The sequence below is a fragment of the Pseudomonas sp. NPDC086581 genome (assembly GCF_044746165.1).
GTDB lineage: Bacteria > Pseudomonadota > Gammaproteobacteria > Pseudomonadales > Pseudomonadaceae > Pseudomonas.
This window is the reverse complement of the sequence record NZ_JBIVBR010000001.1, coordinates 517,769-544,171: the sequence shown is the minus strand read 5'-3', so window position 1 is coordinate 544,171 and position 26,403 is coordinate 517,769. Positions and strand designations below refer to the sequence as shown.

The 26,403-nt window shown below is 64.6% G+C and carries 26 protein-coding genes; 14 read left to right on the top strand and 12 right to left on the bottom strand.

Annotation, left to right across the window (positions count from 1 at the left end; all coding sequences use genetic code 11):
• Nucleotides 1-34: 34 nt before the first annotated feature.
• Entirely contained in the window at nucleotides 35-871 is an 837-nt protein-coding gene (locus tag ACIPK7_RS02660; protein WP_401085034.1) for an AraC family ligand binding domain-containing protein, read from the bottom strand.
• A 157-nt stretch (nucleotides 872-1,028) separates the two neighbouring features.
• Between ACIPK7_RS02660 and ACIPK7_RS02655 the strand changes: the two genes are divergently transcribed.
• A complete protein-coding gene (locus ACIPK7_RS02655) occupies nucleotides 1,029-1,460 on the top strand; it encodes a hypothetical protein (RefSeq protein ID WP_401085031.1) in 432 nt (143 codons plus the stop codon).
• A 50-nt stretch (nucleotides 1,461-1,510) separates the two neighbouring features.
• Here the strand turns inward: ACIPK7_RS02655 and ACIPK7_RS02650 are convergent, their stop codons facing one another.
• From ACIPK7_RS02650 to ACIPK7_RS02640, 3 genes are all read right to left on the bottom strand, one after another.
• Entirely contained in the window at nucleotides 1,511-3,121 is a 1,611-nt protein-coding gene (locus tag ACIPK7_RS02650; protein WP_401085028.1) for an FMN-binding glutamate synthase family protein, read from the bottom strand.
• 627 nt (nucleotides 3,122-3,748) lie between these two features.
• Nucleotides 3,749-5,128: an L-serine ammonia-lyase gene (locus ACIPK7_RS02645; RefSeq protein ID WP_401085026.1), complete on the bottom strand. Its 1,380-nt coding sequence runs from the start codon at nucleotides 5,126-5,128 to the stop codon at nucleotides 3,749-3,751.
• 111 nt (nucleotides 5,129-5,239) lie between these two features.
• A complete protein-coding gene (locus ACIPK7_RS02640) occupies nucleotides 5,240-6,019 on the bottom strand; it encodes a helix-turn-helix transcriptional regulator (protein WP_192430683.1) in 780 nt (259 codons plus the stop codon).
• 150 nt (nucleotides 6,020-6,169) lie between these two features.
• Between ACIPK7_RS02640 and ACIPK7_RS02635 the strand changes: the two genes are divergently transcribed.
• From ACIPK7_RS02635 to ACIPK7_RS02625, 3 genes are all read left to right on the top strand, one after another.
• On the top strand, nucleotides 6,170-6,991 hold the full coding sequence (locus tag ACIPK7_RS02635) for a carbon-nitrogen hydrolase family protein (protein ID WP_192430682.1): 822 nt from the start codon (nucleotides 6,170-6,172) through the stop codon (nucleotides 6,989-6,991).
• Nucleotides 6,992-7,155: 164 nt separating this feature from the next.
• Nucleotides 7,156-8,478, top strand: coding sequence for an APC family permease (locus tag ACIPK7_RS02630; RefSeq protein ID WP_192430681.1), 1,323 nt, complete (start codon nucleotides 7,156-7,158; stop codon nucleotides 8,476-8,478).
• Between the two features lie 56 nt (nucleotides 8,479-8,534).
• Entirely contained in the window at nucleotides 8,535-9,179 is a 645-nt protein-coding gene (locus ACIPK7_RS02625) for a glutathione S-transferase family protein (RefSeq protein ID WP_401085022.1), read from the top strand.
• 352 nt (nucleotides 9,180-9,531) lie between these two features.
• Here the strand turns inward: ACIPK7_RS02625 and metR are convergent, their stop codons facing one another.
• The 3 genes from metR to ACIPK7_RS02610 all read right to left on the bottom strand — a co-directional run bounded on the left by metR (nucleotide 9,532) and on the right by ACIPK7_RS02610 (nucleotide 11,219).
• A complete protein-coding gene (gene metR / locus ACIPK7_RS02620; protein ID WP_024765378.1) occupies nucleotides 9,532-10,452 on the bottom strand; it encodes a transcriptional regulator MetR in 921 nt (306 codons plus the stop codon).
• A 127-nt stretch (nucleotides 10,453-10,579) separates the two neighbouring features.
• The gene (locus tag ACIPK7_RS02615; RefSeq protein WP_192430679.1) at nucleotides 10,580-11,023 is read right to left on the bottom strand and encodes a CopD family copper resistance protein; all 444 of its coding nucleotides are present in this window, start codon (nucleotides 11,021-11,023) and stop codon (nucleotides 10,580-10,582) included.
• 40 nt (nucleotides 11,024-11,063) lie between these two features.
• Nucleotides 11,064-11,219 (bottom strand): hypothetical protein, encoded by a 156-nt coding sequence (locus tag ACIPK7_RS02610; protein ID WP_192430678.1) that lies wholly within the window; start codon nucleotides 11,217-11,219, stop codon nucleotides 11,064-11,066.
• Between ACIPK7_RS02610 and ACIPK7_RS02605 the strand changes: the two genes are divergently transcribed.
• Nucleotides 11,218-12,228, top strand: coding sequence for an alpha/beta fold hydrolase (locus ACIPK7_RS02605; protein ID WP_192430677.1), 1,011 nt, complete (start codon nucleotides 11,218-11,220; stop codon nucleotides 12,226-12,228). The two genes, ACIPK7_RS02610 and ACIPK7_RS02605, sit on opposite strands and share 2 nt — an antisense overlap.
• Before the next feature lie 57 nt (nucleotides 12,229-12,285).
• On the opposite strand, the gene ACIPK7_RS02600 is transcribed toward ACIPK7_RS02605, so the two are convergent.
• The 3 genes from ACIPK7_RS02600 to ACIPK7_RS02590 form a co-directional block, all read right to left on the bottom strand.
• On the bottom strand, nucleotides 12,286-13,599 hold the full coding sequence (locus ACIPK7_RS02600; protein ID WP_401085018.1) for an MFS transporter: 1,314 nt from the start codon (nucleotides 13,597-13,599) through the stop codon (nucleotides 12,286-12,288).
• A gap of 286 nt (nucleotides 13,600-13,885) precedes the next feature.
• The gene (locus ACIPK7_RS02595; protein ID WP_401085015.1) at nucleotides 13,886-15,181 is read right to left on the bottom strand and encodes an HlyC/CorC family transporter; all 1,296 of its coding nucleotides are present in this window, start codon (nucleotides 15,179-15,181) and stop codon (nucleotides 13,886-13,888) included.
• Nucleotides 15,182-15,223: 42 nt separating this feature from the next.
• Entirely contained in the window at nucleotides 15,224-16,024 is an 801-nt protein-coding gene (locus ACIPK7_RS02590; RefSeq protein WP_081515915.1) for an inner membrane protein YpjD, read from the bottom strand.
• Between the two features lie 221 nt (nucleotides 16,025-16,245).
• Here ACIPK7_RS02590 and ffh point away from each other — a divergent pair, with 221 nt between their 5' ends.
• The 6 genes from ffh to ACIPK7_RS02560 all read left to right on the top strand — a co-directional run bounded on the left by ffh (nucleotide 16,246) and on the right by ACIPK7_RS02560 (nucleotide 20,288).
• Nucleotides 16,246-17,619 (top strand): signal recognition particle protein, encoded by a 1,374-nt coding sequence (ffh, locus tag ACIPK7_RS02585; protein ID WP_081515914.1) that lies wholly within the window; start codon nucleotides 16,246-16,248, stop codon nucleotides 17,617-17,619.
• 144 nt (nucleotides 17,620-17,763) lie between these two features.
• Complete coding sequence (gene rpsP, locus ACIPK7_RS02580; protein ID WP_017522237.1) at nucleotides 17,764-18,012, top strand: 30S ribosomal protein S16; 249 nt, start codon at nucleotides 17,764-17,766, stop codon at nucleotides 18,010-18,012.
• Nucleotides 18,013-18,017: 5 nt separating this feature from the next.
• A complete protein-coding gene (rimM, locus tag ACIPK7_RS02575) occupies nucleotides 18,018-18,554 on the top strand; it encodes a ribosome maturation factor RimM (RefSeq protein WP_184591313.1) in 537 nt (178 codons plus the stop codon).
• 26 nt (nucleotides 18,555-18,580) lie between these two features.
• Entirely contained in the window at nucleotides 18,581-19,324 is a 744-nt protein-coding gene (gene trmD / locus ACIPK7_RS02570) for a tRNA (guanosine(37)-N1)-methyltransferase TrmD (RefSeq protein ID WP_024766884.1), read from the top strand.
• Between the two features lie 43 nt (nucleotides 19,325-19,367).
• Nucleotides 19,368-19,718, top strand: coding sequence for a 50S ribosomal protein L19 (rplS, locus tag ACIPK7_RS02565; RefSeq protein ID WP_017522234.1), 351 nt, complete (start codon nucleotides 19,368-19,370; stop codon nucleotides 19,716-19,718).
• Nucleotides 19,719-19,874: 156 nt separating this feature from the next.
• Nucleotides 19,875-20,288, top strand: coding sequence for an acyl-CoA thioesterase (locus ACIPK7_RS02560; RefSeq protein WP_401085010.1), 414 nt, complete (start codon nucleotides 19,875-19,877; stop codon nucleotides 20,286-20,288).
• Between the two features lie 47 nt (nucleotides 20,289-20,335).
• Here ACIPK7_RS02560 and ACIPK7_RS02555 read toward each other — a convergent pair whose 3' ends face one another.
• Nucleotides 20,336-21,013: a hypothetical protein gene (locus ACIPK7_RS02555; protein WP_192430671.1), complete on the bottom strand. Its 678-nt coding sequence runs from the start codon at nucleotides 21,011-21,013 to the stop codon at nucleotides 20,336-20,338.
• A gap of 97 nt (nucleotides 21,014-21,110) precedes the next feature.
• Nucleotides 21,111-22,955, bottom strand: a complete 1,845-nt coding sequence (locus tag ACIPK7_RS02550) for a cation:proton antiporter (protein WP_401085007.1) — start codon at nucleotides 22,953-22,955, stop codon at nucleotides 21,111-21,113.
• 89 nt (nucleotides 22,956-23,044) lie between these two features.
• Between ACIPK7_RS02550 and xerD the strand changes: the two genes are divergently transcribed.
• From xerD to ACIPK7_RS02535, 3 genes are all read left to right on the top strand, one after another.
• Nucleotides 23,045-23,941 (top strand): site-specific tyrosine recombinase XerD, encoded by an 897-nt coding sequence (gene xerD, locus ACIPK7_RS02545; RefSeq protein WP_401085005.1) that lies wholly within the window; start codon nucleotides 23,045-23,047, stop codon nucleotides 23,939-23,941.
• 236 nt (nucleotides 23,942-24,177) lie between these two features.
• Nucleotides 24,178-24,906: a thioredoxin fold domain-containing protein gene (locus ACIPK7_RS02540; RefSeq protein ID WP_401085002.1), complete on the top strand. Its 729-nt coding sequence runs from the start codon at nucleotides 24,178-24,180 to the stop codon at nucleotides 24,904-24,906.
• Between the two features lie 174 nt (nucleotides 24,907-25,080).
• Complete coding sequence (locus ACIPK7_RS02535) at nucleotides 25,081-26,385, top strand: homoserine dehydrogenase (RefSeq protein WP_024766890.1); 1,305 nt, start codon at nucleotides 25,081-25,083, stop codon at nucleotides 26,383-26,385.
• Nucleotides 26,386-26,403: the final 18 nt, after the last annotated feature.

The following is a 26,403-nucleotide window of genomic DNA, read 5'->3' as shown; positions in this document are numbered from 1 at the left end:
TCCGTGGGAGCTCATCTTCGCCAGCGCGGCGGGCTCAGTCTGGAAGCTTTGAGCAGCGCTTGCGGTAGTAGGCGGGTGTCACGCCATAGGCGCGGCGGAACCAGCGGCCGAGGTGGCTCTGGTCGGCGAAGCCGAGGTCGGCGGCGATGTCCGCCGGCGCCAGGCCACGGCCGAGCAACTGCCGTGCGCGGGCCAGCCGCAGCTGGATGAGGTAGGCGTGGGGCGGCAGGCCGAAGGCGAGCTTGAAGGCTCGGGTCAGGCGGAATCGGTCGCAGCCGCTGGCCTTGGCCACGTCGTCGAGGCTGATGTCGGCGGTCAGGTTGGCGTGCAGGAAGTCCCGCGCGCGTTGCGCCACCAGCGGCAGGTACGCCTGCGTGGTGGCGCGCTGGCGCCAGTGCAGGTGACGGGTCATGCCGTCGAGCAGGTCGTCGACGGCGCTTTGCCGAACGATCTTCAGGTCATGGCCGTGCACGGCCTGGAAAGCGTTGTCGATGCGCCTCGCCAGTTGCGGGTCGTCGATCAGCAGCTCGGGCACGGCTAACTGGCAGTTGCCCGGAGCCTCTTCGAACAGCGTGGCGATTTCGCGCTCCAGCCAGGGCGCGTCGAGATACAGGGTGCGGTAGGTGAAGCCGCCTTCGGTGGGCGCGTCGCCGTCATGGATGTCGCCGGGTTCGAGAAAGAACACCTTGCCGGTGGTGCTGATGTGGCGCTGGTTGCGGCTGCGGAACTGCTGCACGCCCGATTCGGTGAAGCCGATCAGGTAGCTGTCGTGCCAGTGCGGATCGTAGGCGTGGCCCTTGAAGTGCGCGCGCAGGCTCTGGATGCCGGTGTCGGCATCCTGCAGCAGGTCGATCCAGTTGTCTTTGTGCATGGGCCTTTTTCGCCTCGCTTGCCCGGTCGGCCAGCATACCGCGCGCAGACGGGCTGTCTGGAAGATTCGTGCAGCCGGTGGTCGAGTGTCGTGAATCTTCCGTGCCCGCGATAGGATGCCGTCACCGAAAAGGATGAACTCCAGGAGGGAGCCGTTCATGGGGCAGGAATACAACCTGGCGTTGAGCATCGCGGCGGCGCTCAGCGCCATCGCGGGGGCGCTGCATGTCGGCGTGGTGCTGGTCGGGCCGCGCTGGTACCGGCTGTTTGGCGCCGGCGAAAAGCTCGCGCGGGCCGCCGAGGCTGGTCGGGTCTACCCGGCGCTGATCACTTTTGCCATCGCCTTCGTCCTGTTCGCCTGGGCTGCCTTTGCGCTGTCCGGGGCCGGGGTGCTGGGCCCCTTGCCGCTGCTGCGCCCGGCGCTGGTGGCGATCTCGCTGGTCTACCTGCTGCGTGGCGTGGCCGGGCCGTTCATCCTCAAGGGCACCGGACGCAGCCAGCGCTTCATCTATGTCAGCTCGGCGATCTGCCTGGGGTTTGCGCTGGTACATCTGGTGGGGCTGGCGCAGGTCTGGAGTCGCCTGGGATAGCGACCTGAGAGTGCAGAGCGCCCATTGCGGGCGCTCCGTGTCTTGTCCTATCAGCCGGCGGCAGCCTCGAAGCTGTCGCTGCGCGCCATGCGCCAGATGCGCTCGTAGAACTCGCCCTCGATGTTGCCCGAGAGCAGTTCGCCGGGCTTGAGGAAGTAATGCAGGTGCGAGAACAGGCGGATCTCGGTGGCCGAAACGCGGCGCACCAGGTGCTTGGCTTCCAGCTGCGACGGGTGCTGGATGCCGGCGGCGGCGATCATCTCGGCCAGGCCTTTGAGCGTGTTACGGTGGAAGTGGTAGACGCGCTCGGCCTTGTCCGGCACCACCAGGGCGCGTTGGCGCAGCGGGTCCTGGGTGGCGACGCCGGTGGGGCATTTGTTGGTGTGGCAGCTCTGCGACTGGATGCAGCCGATGGCGAACATGAAGCCGCGCGCGGAGTTGGCCCAGTCGGCGCCCATGGCCAGCACGCTGGCGATGTCGAAGGCGCTGACGATCTTGCCGCTGGCGCCGATGCGGATCTTGTCGCGCAGCCCCAGGCCAACCAGCGTGTTGTGCACGAACAGTAGGCCCTCGCGCATCGGCAGGCCCATGTGATCGGTGAATTCCAGGGGCGCGGCGCCGGTGCCGCCTTCCTTGCCGTCGACGACGATGAAGTCGGGGAGGATGCCGGTCTCGTGCATGGCCTTGGCGATGCCCATGAATTCCCACGGGTGGCCGATGCACAGCTTGAAGCCCACCGGCTTGCCGCCGGACAGTTCGCGCAGCTGGACGATGAAGTCGAGCAGGCCTTTTGGCGTACTGAAGGCGCTGTGCGAGGACGGCGAGATGCAATCCTTGCCCATGGGCACGCCACGGGTGGCGGCGATTTCCTCGGTGACCTTGTGCTTGGGCAGGATGCCGCCGTGGCCGGGCTTTGCGCCCTGGCTGAGCTTGATCTCGATCATCTTCACCTGCGGGTCGACCGCCTGCTTGGCGAAGCGCTCGGGGCTGAAGGTGCCGTCGTCGTTGCGGCAGCCGAAGTAGCCGCTGCCCAGTTCCCAGGTCAGGTCTCCGCCGTACTCGCGGTGGTAGGGGCTGATGCTGCCTTCGCCGGTGTCATGGATGAAGCCGCCGAGCTTGGCGCCTTTGTTCAGCGCGCGGATGGCGTTGGCGCTGAGCGAGCCGAAGCTCATCGCAGAGATGTTGAACACCGAGATGGAGTAGGGCTGCTTGCACTCCGGGCCGCCGACGGTGACGCGGAAGGTGCAGGGGTCGGCCACCGGGGCGGGGCGGATGGAGTGGGCGATGAATTCGAAGCCCGACTGGTAGACGTCGATCAGGGTGCCGAAAGGCTTGTCGGCGGTCTCGTTCTTCGCCCGCGAATACACCAGCGCACGCTGGGCGCGGGAGAAGGGCAGGGCCTCCTGGTCGCCTTCGAGCAGGTACTGGCGGATTTCCGGGCGGATGGCTTCGACCAGGTAGCGGATGTTACCCAGGACCGGGTAGTTGCGGCGCACCGCATGGCGCTCCTGCAGCAGGTCGAAGACCCCGAGCACGCTCAGGGCGAAGGTGGTGAGAGTGAAGGGCCACACCCAGTCATGCCCGAGGAAGGGCAGGCTGAGCACGGTGAACAGGACGCACGCGGCGAAAAAGGCATAGCGGCTGAGCAGCGACAGGTTCATGGAATCTCCAGTCGTCGGGCTTTGATCACGGAAAGGTTGGCCGAAAGGGCCGCCACAGAGCATGGCAGGCATCGCGCGAACGTGCCTGGGCAAAGGTCAATGGGACGGGATTTCGGGTGTTTTTCTGGTTATGCGGGCTGTGACGGTAGCCCGGTGGGATAGTAAATGAAAGCTAGCTAACGATTTTCTCTGGAGTTGAGAAAACTTGTTTCGGGTGGTGCAAGAAATAGCCAGGCGATTCTCTGCGGCTACGAAAATAGCTTGCTGCGATAGGGTTGATTTCGGTGTCCTGCGCCGCTTCTGCATGTGCTGATGCCTTTTGTTTCGCCCCCTCGGGCGACCTTCTTTGGCAAACGCCCCAAAGAAGGCAAAGGTCTTGCCCCTCCATCCGGTTTTTCGCCTAGGCGAAAAATTCCCTCGTTGAATCGAAGTTTCAGGGGCACGAACTAGGCGTCCCCCCACGAAGGGCCATCCCTGGCCCATCGTGGCTCTCGCGACATCCATGTCGCTCAACCCCTGAAACTCCAATTCATCGAGGCCTCCTGAAAGGGGCGGTCCGGTGTGTGCGGTTGTTTTTCTGGAAGACCAAGGGCCAGAGCACAAGCAGCTTTAGTTGGGGTGTTATGGTCAGCAGGCAATCACATTCACCGCCAGCCCGCCCTTCGCCGTCTCCTTGTACTTGTCCATCATGTCGCGGCCGGTGTCGCGCAGGGTGTCGATGGCCTTGTCGAGGCTGACCAGGTGCTGGCCGTCGCCGCGCAGGGCGAGTTGGGCTGCATTGATGGCCTTGAGCGAGGCCATGGCGTTGCGTTCGATGCAGGGCACCTGCACCAGCCCCGCCACCGGGTCGCAGGTCAGGCCGAGGTTGTGCTCCAGGCCGATCTCAGCGGCGTTCTCCACTTGTTCCAGGCTGCCACCCAGGACTTCCGCCAGCCCGCCAGCCGCCATGGCGCAGGCCGAGCCGACTTCACCCTGGCAGCCGACTTCTGCACCAGAAATGGATGCATTGAGCTTGCACAGGATGCCGATGGCGGCGGCGGTCAGCAGGTAGCGTTCGATGCCTTCGGCGTTGGCGTTGCTGTCGTAGCGCGCGTAGTAGTGCAGCACCGCCGGAACTATGCCGGCCGCTCCATTGGTGGGCGCGGTCACCACGCGACCGCCGGCGGCGTTCTCCTCGTTCACCGCCAGCGCCCAGAGGTCCACCCAGTCCAGCGCGCCGAGGGTGGTGGCGATGAGGTTGCCGCTGTCCGCCTCGTTGAGCCGACGGAATAGCATGGGCGCACGGCGTCGCACCTTGAGGCCGCCGGGCAGCGTACCTTCGGTTTCCAGCCCACGGTTCACGCAGGCCTGCATTTCATCCCAGATATGCGCAAGGCCCGCGTGGATTTCGTCGTCGCTGCGCAACGCGCGCTCGTTGGCCCACATCAGGTCGCTGATGCGTTTGAAGCCGTGCTCGTGACACAGGCGCAGCAGTTCCTCGGCGCTGTGGAAGGGGTAGGGCATGGGATTGTCCGGCAAGGCGCGGTCAGTGTTGAAGTCCGCCGCATCCACCACGAAGCCGCCGCCGACCGAATAGCAGACGCGCTCGGCCAGCAGTTCACCGTTGGCGTCCAGCGCCCGCAGGTGCAGGCCGTTGGGATGGGCGGGCAGGCTGTCGTCGTGGAAAACCAGCTGGCGCGCCGGGTCGAAGTCGATCTCCTGCACACCGCCCAGGCGCAGGCGATGGCGCAGCAGGATGTCGTCCACCTGCGGGGCGAGGGCGGCGGGGTCGGCTTCCGCCGGATCGATGCCGAGCAGGCCGATCAGGCAGGCGCGGTCGGTGGCGTGGCCCTTGCCGGTGGCGCTGAGGGAACCGTAGAGGTGCACTTCCACGGCGGCAGTGCGCGGCATCAGGCCGTCGTCGCGCAGGCGGTCGACGAACTCGCGGGTGGCCCGCATCGGCCCCACGGTATGGGAACTGGACGGCCCGACGCCGGGCTTGAACATGTCGAAGACGCTGAGGGTCATGGGATTTCCTCCTGTCCTCAAGCATGGACCCGCGTGGCTTCGAATGCTCATCGACCGCTCGACGGCTGGGCGCTTTTTATAGGAGACAGCAGGGGAAATGCGAGCGGGGAATCAGCCCTGCGCTTGCAGGAACAGCGAGAACAGCTCCGACTGCGACTTGATCCCAAGCTTTGCGTACATGTGTTTGCGGTGGACCTTCACCGTCTCCGCGGAAATCGCCAGCTTGCGGGCGATCTCCTTGCTGGAGCAGCCGCTGAGCATCAGGCGGCCGACTTCCAGCTCGCGGGCGGTGAGCGGGGTTTCCATCTGCTGCGCAGTGGACTCCAGGCGGTTCTGCCAACGCGGCGGGGGGGGCGCTTCCTGCACTTCGCGCTCGAAGGTCATGCGCTGGCGCATCAGGCCGGCGACCCAGGGTTGCACCAGAGCGAGCAGGGCGATCTGCTCCGGGGTGAAGCGGCCCTTGCTGCCGACCGAACAGCAGAGGGTGCGCTCGCCGTCGAGTTGCACGTTGAACTGCACTTCGTCGGCGACCACGTTGAGGCTGAAGTAGCGCTGGTAGTAGTCGGTCTGCTCGAACATCTCCGGCGCCACGTCGTCCAGGCGGAACAGCCCGCTGCCGGGCGCTTCGCGGCTGGCGATGTAGAAGGGGTCGAGCAGGTAGAGACCCTTGAGGTAGTCCTGGAACAGCGGATCGGGGCCGCCATCCTCGCCCGGGCATTCGGCGAACACCTGGGGGCGGCCGTCGCTGAAGAGCAGCACGACCCAACTGTCGAAGGGCACATACTGGCCCAGCAGGCGCACTAGCGAGGTCCAGAAATTCGGCTTGTCCAGCGCCTCGATCAGCTGCCCGACCGAGCGGTGCCAAGCGATATCCTGAAGGGAAAGGCTCATGACTCTACCCCCGATGGGTTACCACGCGGGCGTAATTACCCGGTGGTGGCGCGCCCGGCATACTCGGTGGATGCCTTGAGCCGGCGCGGTGCGCATTTTGACCCTTTTGCGCTGCACGGTCACTGGAATACAAGAATCCGAGGAAGCCCCATGAAAGTAGAACTCGTCCAACTCGCCGGCCGTGATGGCGATGTGGCCTGGAACCTGGCCCGCACCCTGGAGGCCATCCACGCCTGCGCCGACGACACCCAACTGGTGGTGTTCCCCGAGACCCAGCTGACCGGCTTCCCCACCGAGCAGAACATCGCTGCCATCGCCGAGCCGGTGGATGGCCCCAGCGTGCAGGCCGTGCAGCAGGCCGCGCGGGAGAAGAATATCAGCGTCGCCGTAGGCTTCGCCGAAGCTGCTGACGATGACCGCTTCTACAACACCACGCTGCTGATCACCCCCGAAGGCATCGCTATGAAGTACCGCAAGACGCACCTGTGGGCGTCGGACCGCGGCATCTTCACCCCCGGCGACCGCTATGCCACCTGCCTGTGGAACGGCATCCGCGTCGGCATCGTGATCTGCTTCGACATCGAATTCCCCGAGTCCGCCCGCGCCCTGGGCCAGCTCGGCGCCGAGCTGATCATCGTCACCAACGGCAACATGGACCCCTACGGCCCGACCCACCGTACCGCGATCATGGGCCGCGCCATGGAAAACCAGGCTTACGCCGTGATGGTCAACCGCGTCGGTGCCGGCGATGACGACCTGGTGTTCGCCGGCGGCAGCGCCGTGGTCGACCCCTACGGCCAGCTGATCGTCGAGGCCGGCCGCGAAGAGTGCCGGCAGATCGTCGAGCTGGACTTCGAGCGCCTGGCGCAGTCGCGCCGCGACTACAGCTACCTGGCCGAGCGCCGCTTCGTGCTGCCCGGCGAGATGCGCGAGCACGAAGGTGGCCTGCGCGAACTGATCATTCCCACCTGATTCCTTCTACCAGCCCCCACTGCAACGGGGCCGGGGCGCAGGGCCGCGCCGACACAGCGTTATTCCTCATTCGACGGGCGACTCGAGCGCCCGCGGGGCCTGCGGGTGAGCGCAGGCCAGCAACTTTGCACTGCCATAACAAACACAACGCGGAGTAAGTAGTAATGGCTCGACTCAAACGAACCCTGTCGCTGGGTTCGGTGGTGCTGTTCGGCATCGCCTACATGACCCCGATCATCGTCCTCGGCACCTTCGGCATCCTCGCCGATGTCACCCGCGGCGTAGTCCCCTCGGCCTACCTCGTCGCATCCGTCGCAATGCTCTTCACCGCGCTCAGCTACGGGCGCATGGCTGCCGCCTTCCCGGTAGCCGGCTCCGCCTATACCTACGTACGCAAGTCGATCAGCCCCAAGCTGGGCTTCCTCGCCGGCTGGGCGGTGCTGCTGGACTACCTGTTCCTGCCCATGGCCATCTGGCTGATCGGCGCGGCCTACCTGCATTCTGCGTTCCCCGCCGTGCCCCAGGCCCTGTGGGTGCTGGCGTTCATCGGCGTGACCACCGCGATCAACGTGGTCGGCCTGCGCCTGGCGAAGAACATCAACGGCGTGCTGATGCTGGTGCAGTTCCTCGTCCTGATCGCCTTCGTCGGCCTGGCCATCCACTACATCACCGGTGATGGCAGCCGTCCGCTGTGGACCCTGGAACCCTTCCTCAAGGAAGGCACCCAGCTGCCGCTGATCATGGGTGGCGCGGCCATCGCCTGCTATTCCTTCCTGGGCTTCGACGCGGTCAGCACGCTGACGGAAGAAACCCATGAGCCGCGTAAGACCATTCCGCGCGCCATCCTGCTGATCACCTTGATCGGCGGCGGCATCTTCATCGCCGCCAGCTACTTCGTACAGCTGGCGCATCCGTCGGTGGAATTCCTGAACGCCGATTCCGCTGCCTACGAAATTGCCCGCAACATTGGCGGCGACCTGTTCGTCAGCTTCTTCCTGATCGGCCTGATCGTGGGTCAGTTCACCTCCGGCCTGTCAGCCCAGGCCAGTGCCTCGCGCCTGCTGTTCGCCATGGGCCGCGACGGCGTGCTGCCGCGTCCGTTCTTCGGCCGCATCAGTAAACGCTTCGAAACCCCGGTGAACAGCATCGTGCTGTGCGGCGTGGTGGCCCTGCTGGCGCTGCACATGGACGTCACCACCTCCACCTCGTTCATCAACTTCGGCGCCTTCCTGGCGTTCAGCCTGGTGAACCTCTCGGTGATCTTCCACTACTACCTGAACGCCGAGCGCCGCGGTTTGCGGGAGTTGGTGCTGTTTCTGCTGTTCCCGCTGATCGGCCTGCTCGCCGACCTGTGGCTGATGGTCAGCCTCGACCACCTGGCCATCTGGCTCGGCGCCACCTGGCTGGTGCTCGGCGTGATCTACCTGGCGGTGATCACCAGCGGCTTCCGCCAGCAACCGCCGGAGATGCATTTCGAGGAGGCGTGAGCCCCGCGCGGGGCTATGCTGGGGACTCCGAGCCGTGATGCCCGAGGAGACCTGCCATGCCCCGCCTCACCCTCTACCATTCGCCCCAGACACGCTCCAGCGGCACCCTGGTGCTGTTGGAAGAACTGGGCGCCGAGTACGACCTCGAACTGATCAACATGAAGGCTGGCGAGCAACGCAAGCCGGAATTCCTGGCGCTCAACCCGTTGGGCAAGGTCCCGGCGATCCGCCTCGGCGAGTCGCTGGTCACCGAGCAAGGCGCCATCTTCATCTACCTCGCCGACCTGTTCCCCAGGGCGAATCTCGCTCCCGCCCTCGACGACCCCTTGCGCGGCCCCTACCTGCGCTGGCTGGTGTTCTATGGCTCCAGCTTCGAACCGGCCATCGTCGACCGTGCCCTGAAACGCGATGCCGCCCCGCAGGCCATGAGCCCCTATGGCGATTACGACAGCGTGATGCGCGCCCTCGCCGAACAGCTGGAAACCGGCCCCTACCTGCTGGGCAACCGCATGACCGCCGCCGATGTCCTGTGGGGCGCGGCCCTGCGCTGGACCATCGGCTTCGGCGTAGTGCCCAAGCTGCCGGTGTTCGAGCGCTATGTGGAGCTGGTGACCTCGCGCCCTGCCTTCAAGCGCGTGTGGGAACGGGATGTGCAGTGGGCGGAAGAACATGCCCGCGCGGCGGAAGCGAAGGCGCCCTGATATCCGACAAAGGTCCGCTCCAGAGCCATAGAGGGGGGTCGGCTAGCCATGGCCGTCCGAGGGCGTTTTGCGGAATCGGTCTCAGGCCATGTGGGAAAGTTCTTTTTTCGTGTGACCTTGTTTTCCATCGCAGAGCGCTGGTCAATGATTGCCCCCAACGCCGCGTAACCCCCATCACACGGCGTCACTGGAACCATTAGAACCACAAGTGTTGATCGGTTATATCCCATGGCCCATCCGTAAGGATGGGCCTTTTTTATGTCGAATCGATTTTCCGTTACGCAGCTCTAAGTGCTCACTGGGACTGCACATCGGGAGCATCCCGGACCCGTGGGAGATTCGGAAATCCCCGTCAGCCCTTCGCCGCGCTGACACCTTCCAGGGTGGCGAAGGAAGTGTCCTTCGCAGTCAGTAGGAAATCACGCATGAAAGGCGCATCCAGCATATCGGCGCGAATGGCGGCGAAGAGGGTGCAGTACAGGCCTTTTTCTCCCAGGCGCTTGGCGGTCACGTAGCCGCGGGAGCTGTACTCGTGCAGCGCCCAGTTGGGCAGGCTGCAGACACCGCGCCCGGACGCCACCAGTTGCATCATCATCACCGTCAGCTCCGAGGTGCGCACCTGCGCCGGTTCGACATCGGCGGGTTCGAGGAAGCGGGTGAAGATGTCGAGGCGATCACGCTCGATGGGATAGGTGATCAGCGTCAGGTTGGCCAGGTCTTCCGGGACGATGAAGGACTTGCCGGCCAGCGCATGGTGGTTGTCCACTGCCAGCAGCGCCTCGTAGGTGAACAGCGGCACGTAAGTGATGCCGGCGATGTCCACCGGGTCGGAAGTTACCACCAGGTCCAGGTCGCCACGGGCCAGCGCCGGCAGCGGGGCGAAGGAGAAACCGGAGGCAAGGTCCAGCTCCACTTCCGGCCAGGCGTCGCGGAACTGGTCGATGGTCGGCATCAACCACTGGAAGCAGCTGTGGCACTCGATGGCCATGTGCAGGCGGCCGGCGGTACCGCCGGCGAGGCGCGCCAGGTCGCGCTCGGCACCGCGCAGCTGCGGTAGCACGGCGTCGGCCAGTTGCAGCAGGCGCAGGCCAGCGCTGGTGAAACGCACCGGCTTGGTCTTGCGGATGAACAGGGACAGACCGAGGCGTTCCTCCAGCTCCTTGAACTGGTGGGACAGAGCGGACTGCGTCAGGTGCAGGCGCTCGGCGGCCTCCACCAGACTGTCGGCTTCGCGCAGGGCATGCAGGGTTTTCAGATGACGGAGTTCAAGCATGGCGCGGCCTCGCCTCACTATGAGGAAATCTTGATTAAACGATGGAACAATTGAGCTTCTCTCATGATAAGGCGGCGGCTGGCACTTCACCAGCACGGTTTCGACTGTCCCGCGCTACGGACCGGAGTCACCAGCTCAGGTAGAACATGCCCTTGGCCAGCAGCACGATCAGCACCACATGGGCGAACACGCTGTAGTGGATGCGCCGGGATCGCTGACCAGTCATACGCCCGCTGCGGAAAGAGTTCATGGCAAAGATGAAATGTCCCAGGACGCTGGCGGCCAGCAGCAGCTTGAGGCTGAGCAGCATGGCGAAAGGCGATGCCAGTGGATCGGCCAGCAGTGGTGCGTAACGCAGGTGCAGCATGCCCAGGCCGCTGCCAAACAGGGCCAGGATCACCCAGGGCATCACCCGGCGCAGGCGACGGCCCAGCGCGCCCTCGACCAGTTTTATCGCCCGTGCCGGCACATGGCGGTGGACGCTTTCCAGGATCAGCACCTCGAAGAACACCGTGCCGACGAACATGATCGCCGCGAACAGGTGCAGCACCAGCAGGATGGGGTAGGCCATGAGGAAACTTCCGAGCGGGGGGTTCCTATCTTCGCCAGTGCTAGGGACGACCGCCCTTGATCCGGATCATGGGAAGGGTCGTCGATGACCGCTCGGCGCCTTTCATCAAACTGTCACGGAGCTGTGGTAGAGCGAGCGACGGAAATTCATCAGAATCGCGCTCAACTGGGGTTTTGCGTTCCGGATTTTCATTCATGCGTGCTTTCCTGCTGGCAGTCGCACTTTGCTGCGGCCTGTCCTCTCTTCCATTTGCCGATCGGGCGGTTGCCGCTGATCGTTGCGATGCGCGAGTGCCGACCGAATTGGTCGACCTGGGTGACGTGCGCCTGGCGTACCAGAGCATCGGCCGCCCCCAGGACCCGACCCTGCTGCTGGTCATGGGCCTGGGCGGCCAACTCATCCACTGGCCGGACGAAGTGGTCGAGGCGCTCTGCCAGCAAGGCTTCCGAGTCATCCGCTATGACAACCGCGATGTCGGGCTGTCTTCTTGGCGCGTTCCTACGCCCAGCGGTAACTTGACCTACGAGGTCATTCGCTATCGCCTCGGCCTGCCCGTGACCTCGCCCTACACCCTGACTGACATGGCCGGCGACGCGTTGCACCTGCTCGATGCCCTGCATGTCGAGCGCGCCCACGTACTGGGCGCGAGCATGGGCGGGATGATCGCCCAGCACGTGGCCGACATGGCGCCCGACCGGGTGATCAGCCTGACATTGGTGATGACCAGCTCCGGCGCTGAAGGCCTGCCGGCGCCCAGCGAGTCGCTGCTGAGACTACTTGCCCGGCGTGAAGCGGCCAGCCGCGAACAGGCCATCGAGCAGCAGGCCGACCTGCTGGCGGCCCTCGGCAGCCCGGAAGTGCGCGACGATCGCCAGCAGTTGCTGCAGCAGGCGGCGCGTTCCTACGACCGGGCCTTCAATCCTGAAGGCGTGCAACGGCAGCTACTGGCGATCCTCGCCGAACCGAGCCGGGTAGAGCTGCTCAATCGCTTGAACGTGCCGACCCTGGTGGTCCACGGTACCGCCGATCCGCTGCTGCCGGTTATGCACGGCGTGCACGTGGCGGCACACATCCGCGGCTCCGTGCTCAAGCTGATTCCCGGCATGGCACACCGCTTCCAGGAAGACTTCAAGGAACCGCTGCTGGGCGCGGTGCTGCCTTACCTGCGTGAACACCAGGGCGGCGGCCACGTCGCCCAGCTTTGACGCATCGCGAGCAGTAAACCTTGGGAGACGAGCTAGCTCGCCCCGCAGTCTTGGGCTTCAGCGGATATCGTTCAGGTCAGACTCACGGGTTTCGCGCAGGCACAACACAGCCAGCAGGCTGAGCGCCGCTGCCACTGAGACATAGCCGCCCACCCAGCTCAGGCCACCCATGCCCACCAGTTTCTGCGCGATGTACGGGGCCACCGAGGCGCCGAGGATGCCGCCCAGGTTGTAGGCCGCCGAAGCGCCGGTGTAGCGCACGTGGGTGGGGAAGAGTTCCGGCAGCAATGCGCCCATGGGTGCGAAGGTCACGCCCATGAGGAACAGTTCCAGCGACAGGAATACTGCCACTTCAACCGACGAGCCCTGGCTCAGCAGCGGCTCCATGGCGAAGCCCGAGGCAATGGCGGCGACGCAGCCGACGATCAGCACCGGCTTGCGCCCGAAACGGTCGCTCAGCCACGCGGAGACTGGCGTTGCAGCCGCCATGAACAGCACGGCGATGCACAGCAGACCGAGGAAGTCCTCGCGGCTGTAGCCCAGTGTGCTGACCCCATAGCTCAGCGAGAACACCGTGGAGATATAGAAGAGGGCGTAGCAGACCACCATTGCCAGCGCGCCCAGCAGGGTCGGCTGCCAGTGTTTGCTCAGCAATTCGGCAATCGGCAGGCTGGCGCGCTCGTGGCGTTCCATGGCCTTGGCGAACACCGGGGTTTCCACCAGCTTCAGGCGCACGTACAGGCCGACGATCACCAGCACCGCACTGAGCACGAACGGGATGCGCCAGCCCCAGGCGCGGAACTGCTCTTCGCTGAGGAGCATGGCCAGGCAGAGGAACAGGCCGTTGGCGGCGAGGAAACCGATCGACGGGCCCATCTGCGGGAACATGCCGAACCAGGCGCGGCGGCCCTTGGGCGCGTTCTCCGTGGCCAGCAGCGCGGCGCCTCCCCATTCGCCTCCCAGCCCCAGGCCCTGGCCGAAGCGCAGTACGCAGAGCAGGATCGGTGCCCAGGCGCCAATGCTGTCGTAGCCCGGCAGCAGGCCGATCAGGGTGGTGGAGATGCCCATCAGCAGCAGCGAGGCCACCAGGGTCGATTTGCGCCCGATGCGATCGCCAAAGTGGCCGAACAGCGCCGAGCCCAGTGGGCGGGCGAGGAAGGCGATGCCGAAGGTGATGAAGGCGCTGAGGGCCTGGGCAGTGCCGGAGGTCTGCGGGAAGAACACCGGGCCGATCACCAGCGCAGCGGCGGTGGCGTAGACGTAGAAGTCGTAGAACTCGATGGCGGTGCCGATGAAGCTGGCGACCGCGACGCGGGTGGTTGAGTTGGTCTGTTCGGCCGGTTGTGCGGCTTCGAGCGTGGCGCTGGTCATACGGGGAATATCCCTGGCAGTCAGGCGCGGCGACGACTCTGGCGGTCGTGTCCGACGTTTCTTGAGGCATCGCCATGGCGCGAGTGCGAGCGCGGCCCGGGATCGGGGCAGGGTGGGCGCGGCTCGCGGTGGGTCAGGGCGAGGCCGGCTGCTTCGCAGGGCAACGACGCGGGGTCGAGGCTCGGCGGGGCGTGCGATTGACTGGCCGGCGCGGCGTCGCGGGTAGCGACGGGCGCAGGCGGGAGGCTGGGTAAGCCGTCCGGATTATAGGGGCGGGCGGGGCGGCTCAGGCAAGCTCGTCGGTGTAGGACTCTTCGCGGGGTGGCGCGCCGGGCAGCCAGGCACGCACACTTTTCACCCGGTTTTCGCCCGATTGCAGGATTTCCAGGCGGTAGCGGCCGATCTTCAGGCACACCGCGCAGTCGGGGATCTGCTCCAGTGCTTCGGTGACCAGGCCGTTGAGGGTCTTCGGCCCGTCGCTGGGCAGTTGCCAGCCCAGGGCACGGTTGACGTCGCGCAGATTGGCTGAGCCGTCGATGACATAGGTGCCGTCGGCCTGCGGGTGGATGTCCGGGTTGCGCAGGGTGTTCTGGTTGCTGAACTCGCCGACGATCTCTTCGAGGATATCTTCCAGGGTGATGATGCCGATCACCTCGCCGTACTCGTCTACGACGATGCCGATGCGCCGCTTCTGCTTCTGGAAATTGATCAGCTGGGTCGACAGCGGCGTGCTCTCGGGCACGAAGTAGGGCTCCAGGCATGCGGCCTTGAGGCTTTCCTTGGTCAGCTGGTTGTGGGTCAGCAGGCGGGCGATCTGGCGCATGTGCACCACGCCCTCGACCTGGTTGATGTCGTTGCGGAACACCGGCAGGCGGGTGTGGGTGGTGTTGCGCAGCTGGCCGATGATGGTTTCCAGCTCGTCGTCCAGGTCGATGCCCTGGACTTCGTTGCGCGGCACCATCAGGTCGTTCACCGTGATCTTTTCCAGGTCGAGGATGCTCAGCAGCATGTCCTGGCGATTGTTGGTGAGCTTCTCGCTGGAGTCGGTGACGACGCTGCGCAACTCGTCATTGCTCAGTGGCTTGTTGCCGCGCTGGGTCGGGTCGAGGCCACCCAGGCGCAGCAGGAGGTTGCTGATGCCGGTCATCAGCCAGAGCAGCGGGCTGAACAGCTTCTGCATCCAGATCAGCGGCAGGCTGGCGGGGAAGGCGACGCGCTCGGGGCGCAGGGCGGCGTAGGTCTTGGGAGTGATCTCGCCGAAGATCAGCAGGATCAAGGTCAGTGCCACGGTGGCGATCGCCACGCCGGCCTCGCCCCACAGGCGCAGGGCCAGCAGGGTCGCCAGGGACGAGGCGATGATGTTGACGAAGTTGTTGCCGATCAGGATGGTGCCCAGCAGCCGGTCGGTGCGCAGCAGCAGCCAGCTGGTGCGTCGTGCGCCGCGGTTGCCCTTCTTGGACAGGTGGCGCAGGCGGTAGCGATCGAGGCTGAGCATGCCGGTCTCGACGCTGGAGAAGAACGCCGAGCAGAAGATCAGGAAGACCAGCAGGCCGATCAGGTAGCCGGGGTGGATCTCTTCCATGCGCGGAGGTCCTTCAGCGGCGCTCGGGCGCCGCCGTTAGCGTCAGATGTGCAGGATGAATTCCTTGACCAGCTTGCTGCCGAAGTAGGCCAGCATCAGCAGGCAGAAACCCGCGAGGGTCCAGCGGATCGCCTTGTGGCCGCGCCAGCCGAGCTGGTGGCGGCCCCACAGCAGTACGCCGAATACCACCCAGGCGAAGCAGGAGAGGATGGTCTTGTGCGCCAGGTGCTGGGCGAACAGGTTGTCGACGAACAGCCAGCCGGAAATCAGCGACAGCGAGAGCAGCGACCAGCCGCCCCAGAGGAAGCCGAAGAGCAGGCTTTCCATGGTCTGCAGCGGCGGGAAGTTGCGGATCAGGCCCGACGGGTGCTTGTGCTTGAGCTGATGGTCCTGAACCAGCAGGAGCAGCGCCTGGACCACGGCGATGGTCAGCAGGCCATAGGCCAGGATCGATAGCAGGATGTGGGCGAGGATGCCGGGCTGCTCGTTGATCGGCTCGATGGTGCCGTGGGGCATCAGCACGGCCAGCAGGGTAGTCAGCGCGCCGAGCGGATAAAGGAAGATCAGCAGGTTGTGCACCGGGATGCGCAGGCACGCCAGCAGGGTCAGTGCGGTAACCGCGGCGGAGATCAGGCTGGCGGCGTTGAAGAAGTCCAGCGCCAGGCCCGCGGGCGTCAGCAGCTCCTGGCTCAGGCTGTACGCCTGGCAGAGCAGGGCGACCAGGCCCAGCAGGAGGAGCAGCGGTTTCTGCGGCGGGTTGCGGCGGGCCAGGCTTGCACCCTGGTAGGCGGTGGTGCCGATATAAAGGACGGCGGCGATCAGGCTGGGCAGCAGAGGTTGCATAAGTCCTTGGAACAGTCCTTCGAAAGGGGACCCGAAAGGTCGTGAGTTTGGCACAGATCGCCCGCGCCTAGAAAGCGGCTGAGAACAGTTCGCTTCTGGCCTGCGAAGCGGTCCGTCACATCGGGATCATCGGCGGTGTTGGCGTTGGCCGCACTTGGTTATAATCGGCGGCTTGCTGACAAGCCAAACCCTGGTCCGACCGGGCCTGATTAGGAACGCGCATGTTCGAAAACCTTACAGATCGCCTCTCGCAAACGCTGCGCCACGTCACCGGCAAGGCCAAGCTGACCGAGGACAACATCAAGGACACGCTCCGCGAAGTGCGGATGGCCCTGCTGGAAGCCGACGTGGCCCTGCCGGTGGTCAAGGACTTCGTCGCCAAGATCAAGGATCGCGCGGTCGGTACCGAGGTTTCCAAGAGCTTGACCCCGGGCCAGGCCTTCGTGAAGATCGTCCAGGCCGAGCTGGTCGAGCTGATGGGCGCGGCCAACGAGGACCTCGACCTCGCAGCAGCCCCGCCGGCGGTCATCCTGATGGCCGGCCTGCAGGGCGCGGGCAAGACCACCACCGCCGGCAAGCTGGCGCGCTTCCTTAAAGAGCGCAAGAAGAAGTCCGTGCTGCTGGTATCCGCCGACGTCTATCGCCCGGCGGCGATCAAGCAGCTGGAAACCCTGGCCAACGACCTGGACGTGACCTTCTTCCCGTCCGACACCAGCCAGAAGCCGGTCGCCATCGCCGAAGCGGCGATCCGCGAAGCCAAGCTGAAGTTCATCGACGTGGTGATCGTCGACACCGCCGGCCGTCTGCACATCGACGCCGACATGATGGACGAGATCAAGCAGGTCCATGCGGCGATCAAGCCGGTGGAAACCCTGTTCGTGGTCGACGCCATGACCGGCCAGGACGCCGCCAACACCGCCAAGGCCTTCAATGATGCGCTGCCGCTGACCGGCGTGGTGCTGACCAAGGTCGATGGCGACGCCCGCGGCGGTGCCGCGCTGTCCGTGCGCGCCATCACTGGCAAGCCGATCAAGTTCCTCGGCATGGGCGAGAAGAGCGAAGCGCTCGATCCGTTCCACCCCGATCGCGTGGCCTCGCGCATCCTTGGCATGGGTGACGTGCTCAGCCTGATCGAGCAGGCCGAGCAGAGCATGGACCGCGAGAAGGCCGAGAAACTCGCGAAGAAGATCAAGAAGGGCAAGGGCTTCGACCTGGAAGACTTCCGCGATCAGCTGCAACAGATGAAGAACATGGGCGGCCTGGGCAGCCTCATGGACAAGCTGCCGATGCTCGGCGGCGTCAACCTGTCGCAGATGGGCAACGCGCAGAACGCGGCGGAGAAGCAGTTCAAGCAGATGGAGGCGATCATCAACTCCATGACTCCTGCCGAGCGCCGTGATCCGGAAGTGATCAGCGGCTCGCGCAAGCGCCGCATCGCCATGGGTTCGGGTACCCAGGTGCAGGACGTTGGTCGCCTCATCAAGCAGCACAAGCAGATGCAGAAGATGATGAAGAAGGTCACCGCCAAGGGCGGCATGGCCAAGATGATGCGCGGCATGGGGAGCATGTTCCCCGGCGGCATGCCCAAGATGTGAGGCCAGACGGCTCGCCGCCCGGCGGGCCGAGCGCGCTGCGGCTTGCGGCGCGGGGCTTTAGCTCATAGAATATGCGGCCTTTCGGGCTATGTGCCCGAGGGCTGCATTTCTTTTTTGCAAGCAAACCATAGGAACAACGTACGCATGGTAACCATTCGTCTGGCTCGTGGCGGCTCCAAGAAGCGCCCGTTCTATCACCTGACCGTGACCAACAGCCGCAACGCTCGTGACGGCCGTTTCGTCGAGCGCGTCGGCTTCTTCAACCCTGTCGCCACTGGCGCCGAAGTCAAGTTCTCGGTCAACCAGGAGCGTCTGAACTACTGGCTGAGCCAAGGCGCTCAACCGTCTGAGCGTGTTGCTCAGCTGATCAAGGACGCCGCCAAGGCTGCCTGAGATCGATGAACACGAATACTGCTCCCGCCGAGGAGATGGTTGTTCTCGGCAAGATCGTATCGGTGCACGGTATTCGTGGTGAGGTGAAGGTGTATTCCTTTACCGATCCGTTGGACAACCTGCTGGATTACCGTCGCTGGACGCTCAGGCGTGGCAACGAGGTTCGACAGGCTGAGCTGGTTCAAGGTCGCGTGCAGGGCAATGTCCTGGTCGCGAAGCTGAAGGGACTGGAAGATCGCGAGATCGCCCGCACCTTCGCTGAATTCGAAATCCTGGTCCCGCGCAGCGAGCTGCCGGTGCTGGACGATGGCGAGTTCTACTGGAGCCAGTTGGAAGGTCTCAAGGTGATCGACCAGAACGGGCAACTGTTCGGGATTCTCGACCACATGCTGGAGACCGGCGCCAACGATGTGATGGTAGTCAAGCCCTGCGCAGGCAGCCTGGACGACCGTGAACGCCTGCTCCCGTATACGGATCAGTGCGTGCAATCGGTGGACCTGGAAGCCGGCGAGATGCGGGTGGACTGGGACGCGGACTTCTAGCCCATGTGGATGAGAGCCCTCAGCCGATGTGGATAGGAGTGATCAGCATCTTTCCGGAGATGTTTCGCGCCATCAGCGACTATGGCATCACGAGTCGCGCGGTCAAGCAGGAGCTGATTCAGCTTCAGTGCTTCAACCCGCGAAGCAACACCGAGGACCGTCACCAGACGGTGGACGACCGGCCTTTCGGCGGTGGTCCCGGCATGGTGATGAAAATCAAGCCGCTCGAAGGCGCACTGGGCGATGCCCGGCAAGCCGCAGGCGGACCGGTGAAGGTGATCTACCTCTCGCCGCAAGGTCGCAAGCTGACGCAAGCGGCCGTGAAGGAACTGGCGAACGAGGAGCGACTGATCCTGATCGCCGGGCGTTACGAAGGCATCGACGAGCGCTTCATTGAAGAGCATGTCGATGAGGAATGGTCAGTCGGCGATTATGTCCTGTCCGGGGGTGAGCTTCCGGCCATGGTGCTGATTGACGCGGTCACGCGGTTGTTGCCCGGTGCACTGGGCCACGTGGACTCCGCCGAGGAGGACTCCTTCACGGATGGCCTGCTCGACTGTCCGCACTACACCCGACCTGAGGTGTACGCAGACAAACGTGTTCCTGAGGTGCTGCTCAGCGGCAACCACGAACACATCCGGCGCTGGCGTTTGCAGCAGTCCTTAGGCAGGACCTGGGAACGACGTGCCGATCTTCTGGATTGCCGCTCGCTTTCTGGAGAAGAGAAAAAGCTGCTGGAGGAATACATCCGCCAGCGGAACGATAGTTAACGTATCGATGGCCCGCGCCGAGCGCAGGTCTTAGGAGCACGAAATGACCAACAAGATCATTCAGCAGATCGAAGCTGAACAGATGAGCAAAGAGATTCCGGCGTTCGCCCCCGGCGACACCGTAATCGTCCAGGTTAAAGTGAAGGAAGGCGACCGTCAGCGTCTGCAGGCCTTCGAAGGCGTTGTCATCGGCAAGCGTAACCGCGGCCTGAACAGTGCTTTCACCGTTCGCAAGATCTCCAACGGCGTAGGCGTAGAGCGTACCTTCCAGACCTACAGCCCGCTGGTTGATAGCATCTCCGTCAAGCGTCGCGGCGACGTGCGCAAGGCCAAGCTGTACTACCTCCGCGAACTGTCCGGCAAAGCAGCTCGTATCAAGGAAAAACTGGCCTAATTCGCCGGTTGTTCCAAAAAAAGCAGCCCGCGGGCTGCTTTTTTCTTGCCCGGATTTTTCCCTCTTCACTCCGGCACCATCTGCCTTCGTCAGCGCATTAGAAGCACAACATCCGCAGCACCGGCAACCACGTTCATTGCAACAGGTAGCAGTGGCATGACCCCTAGAGACCAGGAAATCCTCCGTCGTACGGAGCTTTCCGAAACCCGCGTGACCAAGGCGATCTTCCCGCCTACCACCAACCACCACAACACCTTGTTCGGTGGCACCGCGCTGGCCTGGATGGACGAAGTCTCGTTCATCGCCGCGACGCGTTTCTGCCGATTGCCGCTAGTGACCGTTTCCACCGACCGTATCGACTTCAAGCACTCGATCCCCGCCGGCTCGATTGTCGAGCTGATCGGCCGGGTGGTAAAGGTCGGCAACACCAGCCTCAAGGTCGAGGTGGAGGTATTCGTCGAGAGCATGGCCGCCGATGGCCGCGAGAAGGCCATCCACGGGCAGTTCAGCTTCGTCGCCATCGACGACGAGAAGCGCCCGGTGCCGGTACTGCCAGGCTTCGAGAGCTGAAACGAAAGAAGGCGCCCGCGGGCGCCTTCTTTCATGGCGGATCGCCGTCAGTGACGCAGACTGATCTTCAGCGAAGCCTGGGACAGGTCGATGTTCTGCAGGCTCAGGCTGCCCATGCTTTGGGTCTTGGGCGCGCCGGCGACGCGAATGTTGTCGAAGCGTACCTCGCCGATAGAGCTGGGCAGGCGCACGTTGATCGAGCCGTCCGGGTTCAGGGACGAGGAGGCGTGCGCGGTGTCGTACTGCACGTCGTGCAGCGAGGTCTCGGCGTCGAGACTGTCGACCACCGGCATCACCAGGCGTGACAGCTGCTTGATAGCACCTACGCCGTCACCGCTCTCCGCGCTGACCAGCAGGCTCTGCAGGGTGTCGTCAAAACCCTGGGCGCTGACGTCGCTCATCTCGCGGTCGCTCAGGGGCTTGAGGCCCTTGGGCGCTTCGTGGCGGGTGATGCTCGTTGGTGCCTGGCGTTGCACATCGGCGCTGGCCAGTTGGAACGGGCTGAGCAGGGCCGCGACCAGCGTCGCCGCCAGGCGCAGGTTATTCTGCTTCTTCAGCGCGCGGCTGAGCTGGCGCTCGCTGATCCAGCCCTGCTGGATCAGGGTTTCGCCCAGGCGCAGGCCGTTGGTGAGCTGGAGCTGGATGGCCTTATCCAACTGATGGGTGGTGATCAGACCCTTGGTGACAAGGATTTGGCCGAGGCGGGAGTTCTGTTGACTAGGCATGGCTTGGGCTTCGTGGGCGCTATGATGGCGTGGTGCAATCATTGTCTTTTGGCCACATTCTGTCACCAGCCTAAAGATAGGCTGACATGGCCGGCCGTCAGGTTGTCAGGGCCTGCACGGTGTCGTTCTTACTCACGACGGTTTCTGCCTCTTCCTCGATCAATGCAATCACCGTCCAGCCGCTGGCAGGGGAGAGCGGCTGCTCAGGGCAGGCAATGTGCAGCCGGCCGCTCGGGTCGCGGGCGAATAGCAGGAGGGCGCGCTGTCCATGCTGCGCCTGGTATTCGTCCCAGCCGAAGCTGTCGCTGAGCAGCGTCGAGCGGACTTCCGCGCCGCGAGCGATCAGTCCGGCCATCTGCGGGTAGGTGACGAGACTCTGCCCCAGCGGATGACCGCGGTGGCGGTCGCTGACCCGGTGCTTCTCGCTGCGACGACTGTCCTGGCTGGAGGGCAGGATGAAGCGGTGGCGTGGACTGAACTCGTGGCGGAAGCTCATGCACATCAGGGCGTTCAGTTCGGCGTTGGGCGATAGAGCCAACAAATGGCCCAGACCGATCAGGTCGAGATGGGCTTCCGCGTGCTGCGAGGCGGGGTTGCCGAAGTAGGTCGGCAGGTGCTCCATGCGTGCCGCGCGGGTGTTCTCCCAGCTGGAGTCGGTGAGCAGCACCTTTACTCCGGCATTCTGCAGACCGGTGCCGACGGCGCGCGCCACCGGGTTGGCGCCGATGATGAGGAAGCCGGTGGGCACTGGCTCGGCCACCTTCAGTAGGCGCGCCAGGGGGCGGGCGGTGGCGCTTTGCAGGATCACCGTGCCGATGATCACCAGGAAGGTCAGCGGTACCAGAACGCCGGCCTGGGCGTGGCCGGCCTCCTGCAGGCGAATCGCGAAGATCGCCGAGACGGCCGCCGCGACGATGCCGCGAGGGGCTATCCAGCTCAGTAGCGCGCGTTCGCGCCAATTGAGCGAGGAGCCGGCAGTGGACACCAGTACGTTTAGCGGCCGGGCGACGAACTGGATCAGTGCCAGCACCAGCAGGGCAATCGGGCCGAGGCCCAACAGCGCCGAGAGGTCCAGCCGCGCGGCGAGCAGCACGAAGAGGCCGGAAATCAGCAGAACGCTGAGGTTCTCCTTGAAGTGCAGGATCTGCCGGACGTCGACGCCTTTCATATTGGCCAGGCGCAGGCCCATTACAGTCACCGCCAGCAATCCCGATTCGGACATCAGCGAGTTGGAGAGCACGAACAGGCCCAGTACCACCGACAGCGACGCCAGGTTGTGCAGGTAATCCGGCAGCCAGTGGCGGCGCAGCGCTACACCCAGTGCCTGGCCACCCAGCAGGCCAGCGATGATGCCGGTGCCGATTACGCTGAAGAAGGTCAGCAGGCTGTCGGTCCAGCCCGAGCCGCTGTCACTGGCGGCGATGAAGGTGTAGACCACCACTGCGAGCAGCGCGCCGATGGGGTCGATGACGATGCCTTCCCAGCGCAGGATATTGGCGATGGTGGCGTTGGGGCGCACCACGCGCAGCATGGGCACGATCACCGTCGGACCGGTGACCAGGGTGAGGGTGCCGAACAGCAGCGCCATCTCCCAAGTGAAGTCCAGCAGATAGTGGGTCGCCAGGGCGATCACGCCCCAGGTGAGCAGGGCACCGACGGTGACCATGCGCCGCACAACCGTACCGATTTCCTTCCACTCGTCCAAGTGCAGGGTCAGGCTGCCCTCGAACAGCACGAGGGCGACCGCCAGCGACACCAGCGGGAACAGCAGTGGGCCGAACAGCGCTTCCGGCGTCAGCAGGTGCAGCACCGGGCCGACGAGGATGCCGCTCAGCAGCAGGAACAGGATCGCCGGCAAGCGCAGGCGCCACGCCAGCCATTGGCTGACAAGGGAGGCGGCGCCAATACCGGCGAGAGCGTAGTAGGTGCTGTGTTCATCCATGGAGCGGCGACATCCTGCGCAAGAGTGGTGAGGGTGATGGAGTCTATGAAAGACTACTCGCGCCGTAATTTCCTTAGCTCTGGCCTGAAATGACCCCGGTTCCCCATATTCTGATCGACCGCTTCCTCGATGCCCTCTGGCTGGAAAAGGGCCTGTCCGACAACACCCGCAGTGCTTATGGCAGTGACCTTGCGCTGTTCAATGGCTGGCTCGGCGAGCGCAGCGTTGCGCTGGAGTCGGCCGGTCGCGATGTGATCCTCGATCACCTGGCCTGGCGCCTGGGCGAGGGCTACAAGGCCCGTTCCACGGCCCGTTTCCTGTCCGGTCTGCGTGGCTTCTACCGTTACTGCCTGCGCGAGAACCTGATCACCGAGGACCCGACCCTGCTGGTGGAGTTGCCGCAACTGGGCAAGCCGCTGCCCAAGTCGCTGTCAGAGTCGGATGTCGAAGCCCTGCTGGCGGCGCCGGAGACCGATGACCCGCTCGGCCTGCGTGACCGCACCATGCTTGAGGTGCTTTACGCCTGCGGCCTACGCGTGAGCGAGCTGGTCGGCCTGACCCTGGAGCAGGTGAATCTGCGTCAGGGCGTGGTGCGGGTGCTCGGCAAGGGCAGCAAAGAACGCCTGGTGCCGCTGGGCGAGGAGGCGATCCGCTGGATCGAGCGCTACGTGCGCGAGGCCCGTGGCGACCTGCTTGCCGGCCGGCCGAGCGATGTGCTGTTCCCCAGCTTGCGTGGTGAGCAGATGACCCGCCAGACTTTCTGGCACCGCATCAAGCTCCACGCGAAGGTCGCCGGCATCGGCAAGAGCCTGTCGCCGCACACCGTGCGCCACGCCTTCGCCACCCATCTGCTCAACCACGGCGCCGACCTGCGCGTGGTGCAGATGCTGCTGGGCCACAGCGACCTCTCCACCACTCAGATCTACACGCACATCGCCCGTGCCCGCCTGCAGGACCTGCATGCTCAGCACCACCCCCGGGGGTGAGTGGGGGTGAGCGGGGCTCTAGCAACGCATGCGTTGCCCCGCGAACGCCCGGCCATGGATGGTCGGGCCGGGGTTGAACTTGAACAGGTTGTCTCGACAGGGATGTCTACACCTTGTTCGATCTTTGCGCCGAGAGCTTTAACCACTACTCCCACCGAAGCTTCCGGCTACAGCCTTTGGCTCGGTCTTGCCGGTCCGGTGTGGTAGTCTTCGCCGACTGACATCAGGAGCTTTCCATGCGTTTGTCCCGACTTCTGACTGCCGCGGCCCTTGGCCTCGTCAGCACCCTCGCACTGGCCGCCGAACCGGATCAGGCGATCCGCACCACCCTGCAGTCCCTGCAGCCTGACCTGCCCATCGAGAACATCTCCAAGGGTCCCCTGGAAGGCATCTATCAGGTGCAGCTCAAGGGCGGTCGTATCCTCTACGCCAGCGCCGACGGCCAGTTCGTCGTGCAGGGCAACATCTATCAGGTGAAGGACGGCAAGCCGACCAACCTGACCGAGAAGGCCGAGAGCGCCGGCGTGGCGAAGACCATCAACGCCATCGCGGCGAAGGACATGGTCGTGTTCCCGGCCAAGGGCGAGACCAAGGCGCACATCACCGTCTTCACCGACACCACCTGCCCGTACTGCCAGAAGCTGCACGCCGAAGTGCCGGAACTGCAGAAGCGCGGCATCGAAGTGCGCTACCTGGCCTTCCCGCGCCAGGGCCCGAACTCGCCGGGTGATGCGCAGCTGCAGGCCGTGTGGTGCTCCAAGGACCGCCAGGCGGCCATGAGCGATATGTTCCACGAGAAGGAAGTGAAGGCCGCCAAGTGCGAAAACCCGGTGGACGCGCAGTTTGCCCTGGGTCAGATGGTCGGCGTGCAGGGCACCCCGGCGATCATTCTCGCCGACGGCACCATGCTGCCGGGCTACCAGCCGGCCGGCCAGATCGCCAAGCTGGCTCTGGAAGCCAAGTAAGCCGCGGCTTGCGCACTGATTGACTAATGCGGAACCGCTTCGTAATGTTCGGTTCCTTTTGACTAGGGAGCAGGCAGTCCGCCTGTTCTGACATGGTGCCTGTTCCCATGCCCGCCTCGTTGCGGGCATCGGCGTCTCAGGCGCCCCGATGCTGTAATCATGGGGAGTTTCAGCGTGAAACCGGTGAAAGTGGGAATCTGTGGGTTGGGGACCGTCGGTGGCGGTACCTTCAATGTACTCAAACGCAACGCCGAGGAGATTGCCCGCCGTGCCGGGCGTGGTATCGAGGTTGCGCAGATTGCCGCCCGTCGCCCCAATCCGAAGTGTGAAACCGGCAGTACCCCCATTACAGCCGACATCTTCGACGTGGCGAACAACCCGGAAATCGACGTGGTCATCGAACTGATCGGTGGCTACACCCTGGCCCATGAGCTGGTGCTCAAGGCTATCGAGAACGGCAAGCACGTCGTCACCGCCAACAAGGCGCTGATCGCCGTGCACGGCAACGAAATCTTCGCCAAGGCCCGCGAGAAGGGCGTCATCGTCGCCTTCGAAGCCGCCGTGGCCGGTGGCATCCCGGTGATCAAGGCGATCCGCGAGGGCTTGGCCGCCAACCGCATCAACTGGCTGGCCGGCATCATCAACGGCACCGGCAACTTCATCCTCACCGAGATGCGTGAGAAGGGCCGCGCCTTCGCTGACGTGCTCAAGGAAGCCCAGGCGCTGGGCTACGCCGAGGCCGATCCGACCTTCGACGTCGAGGGCATCGACGCCGCGCACAAGCTGACCATCCTGGCGTCCATCGCCTTCGGCATCCCGCTGCAGTTCGACAAGGCCTACACCGAAGGCATCACCCAGCTGACCACTGCCGACGTGAACTACGCCGAGGCCCTGGGCTACCGCATCAAGCACCTGGGCGTCGCCCGCCGTACCGACAAGGGTATCGAGCTGCGCGTACACCCGACCCTGATCCCGGCCGACCGCCTGATCGCCAACGTGAACGGCGTGATGAACGCGGTCATGGTCAATGGCGATGCCGCTGGTTCCACGCTGTTCTACGGCGCTGGCGCCGGCATGGAGCCCACCGCTTCCTCGGTGGTCGCCGACCTGGTGGACGTGGTTCGCGCCATGACCGCCGACCCGGAGAACCGCGTGCCGCACCTGGCCTTCCAGCCGGACTCGCTCTCTGACCACCCGATCCTGCCGATCGACGCCTGCGAAAGCGCCTACTACCTGCGCATCCAGGCCAAGGACCATCCGGGCGTACTGGCCCAGGTGGCGACCATCCTCTCCGAGCGCGGCATCAACATCGAATCGATCATGCAGATGGAAGTTGAAGAGCATGACGGTCTGGTGCCGATGATCCTGGTTACCCACCGCGTGCTCGAGTCCCGCATCATCGAAGCCATCGCCGCGCTGGAAGCGCTGGATGACGTCGTCGGCAATGTCGTACGCATCCGCGTCGAACAACTGAACTGAATCGACCGCGGCGGCGCC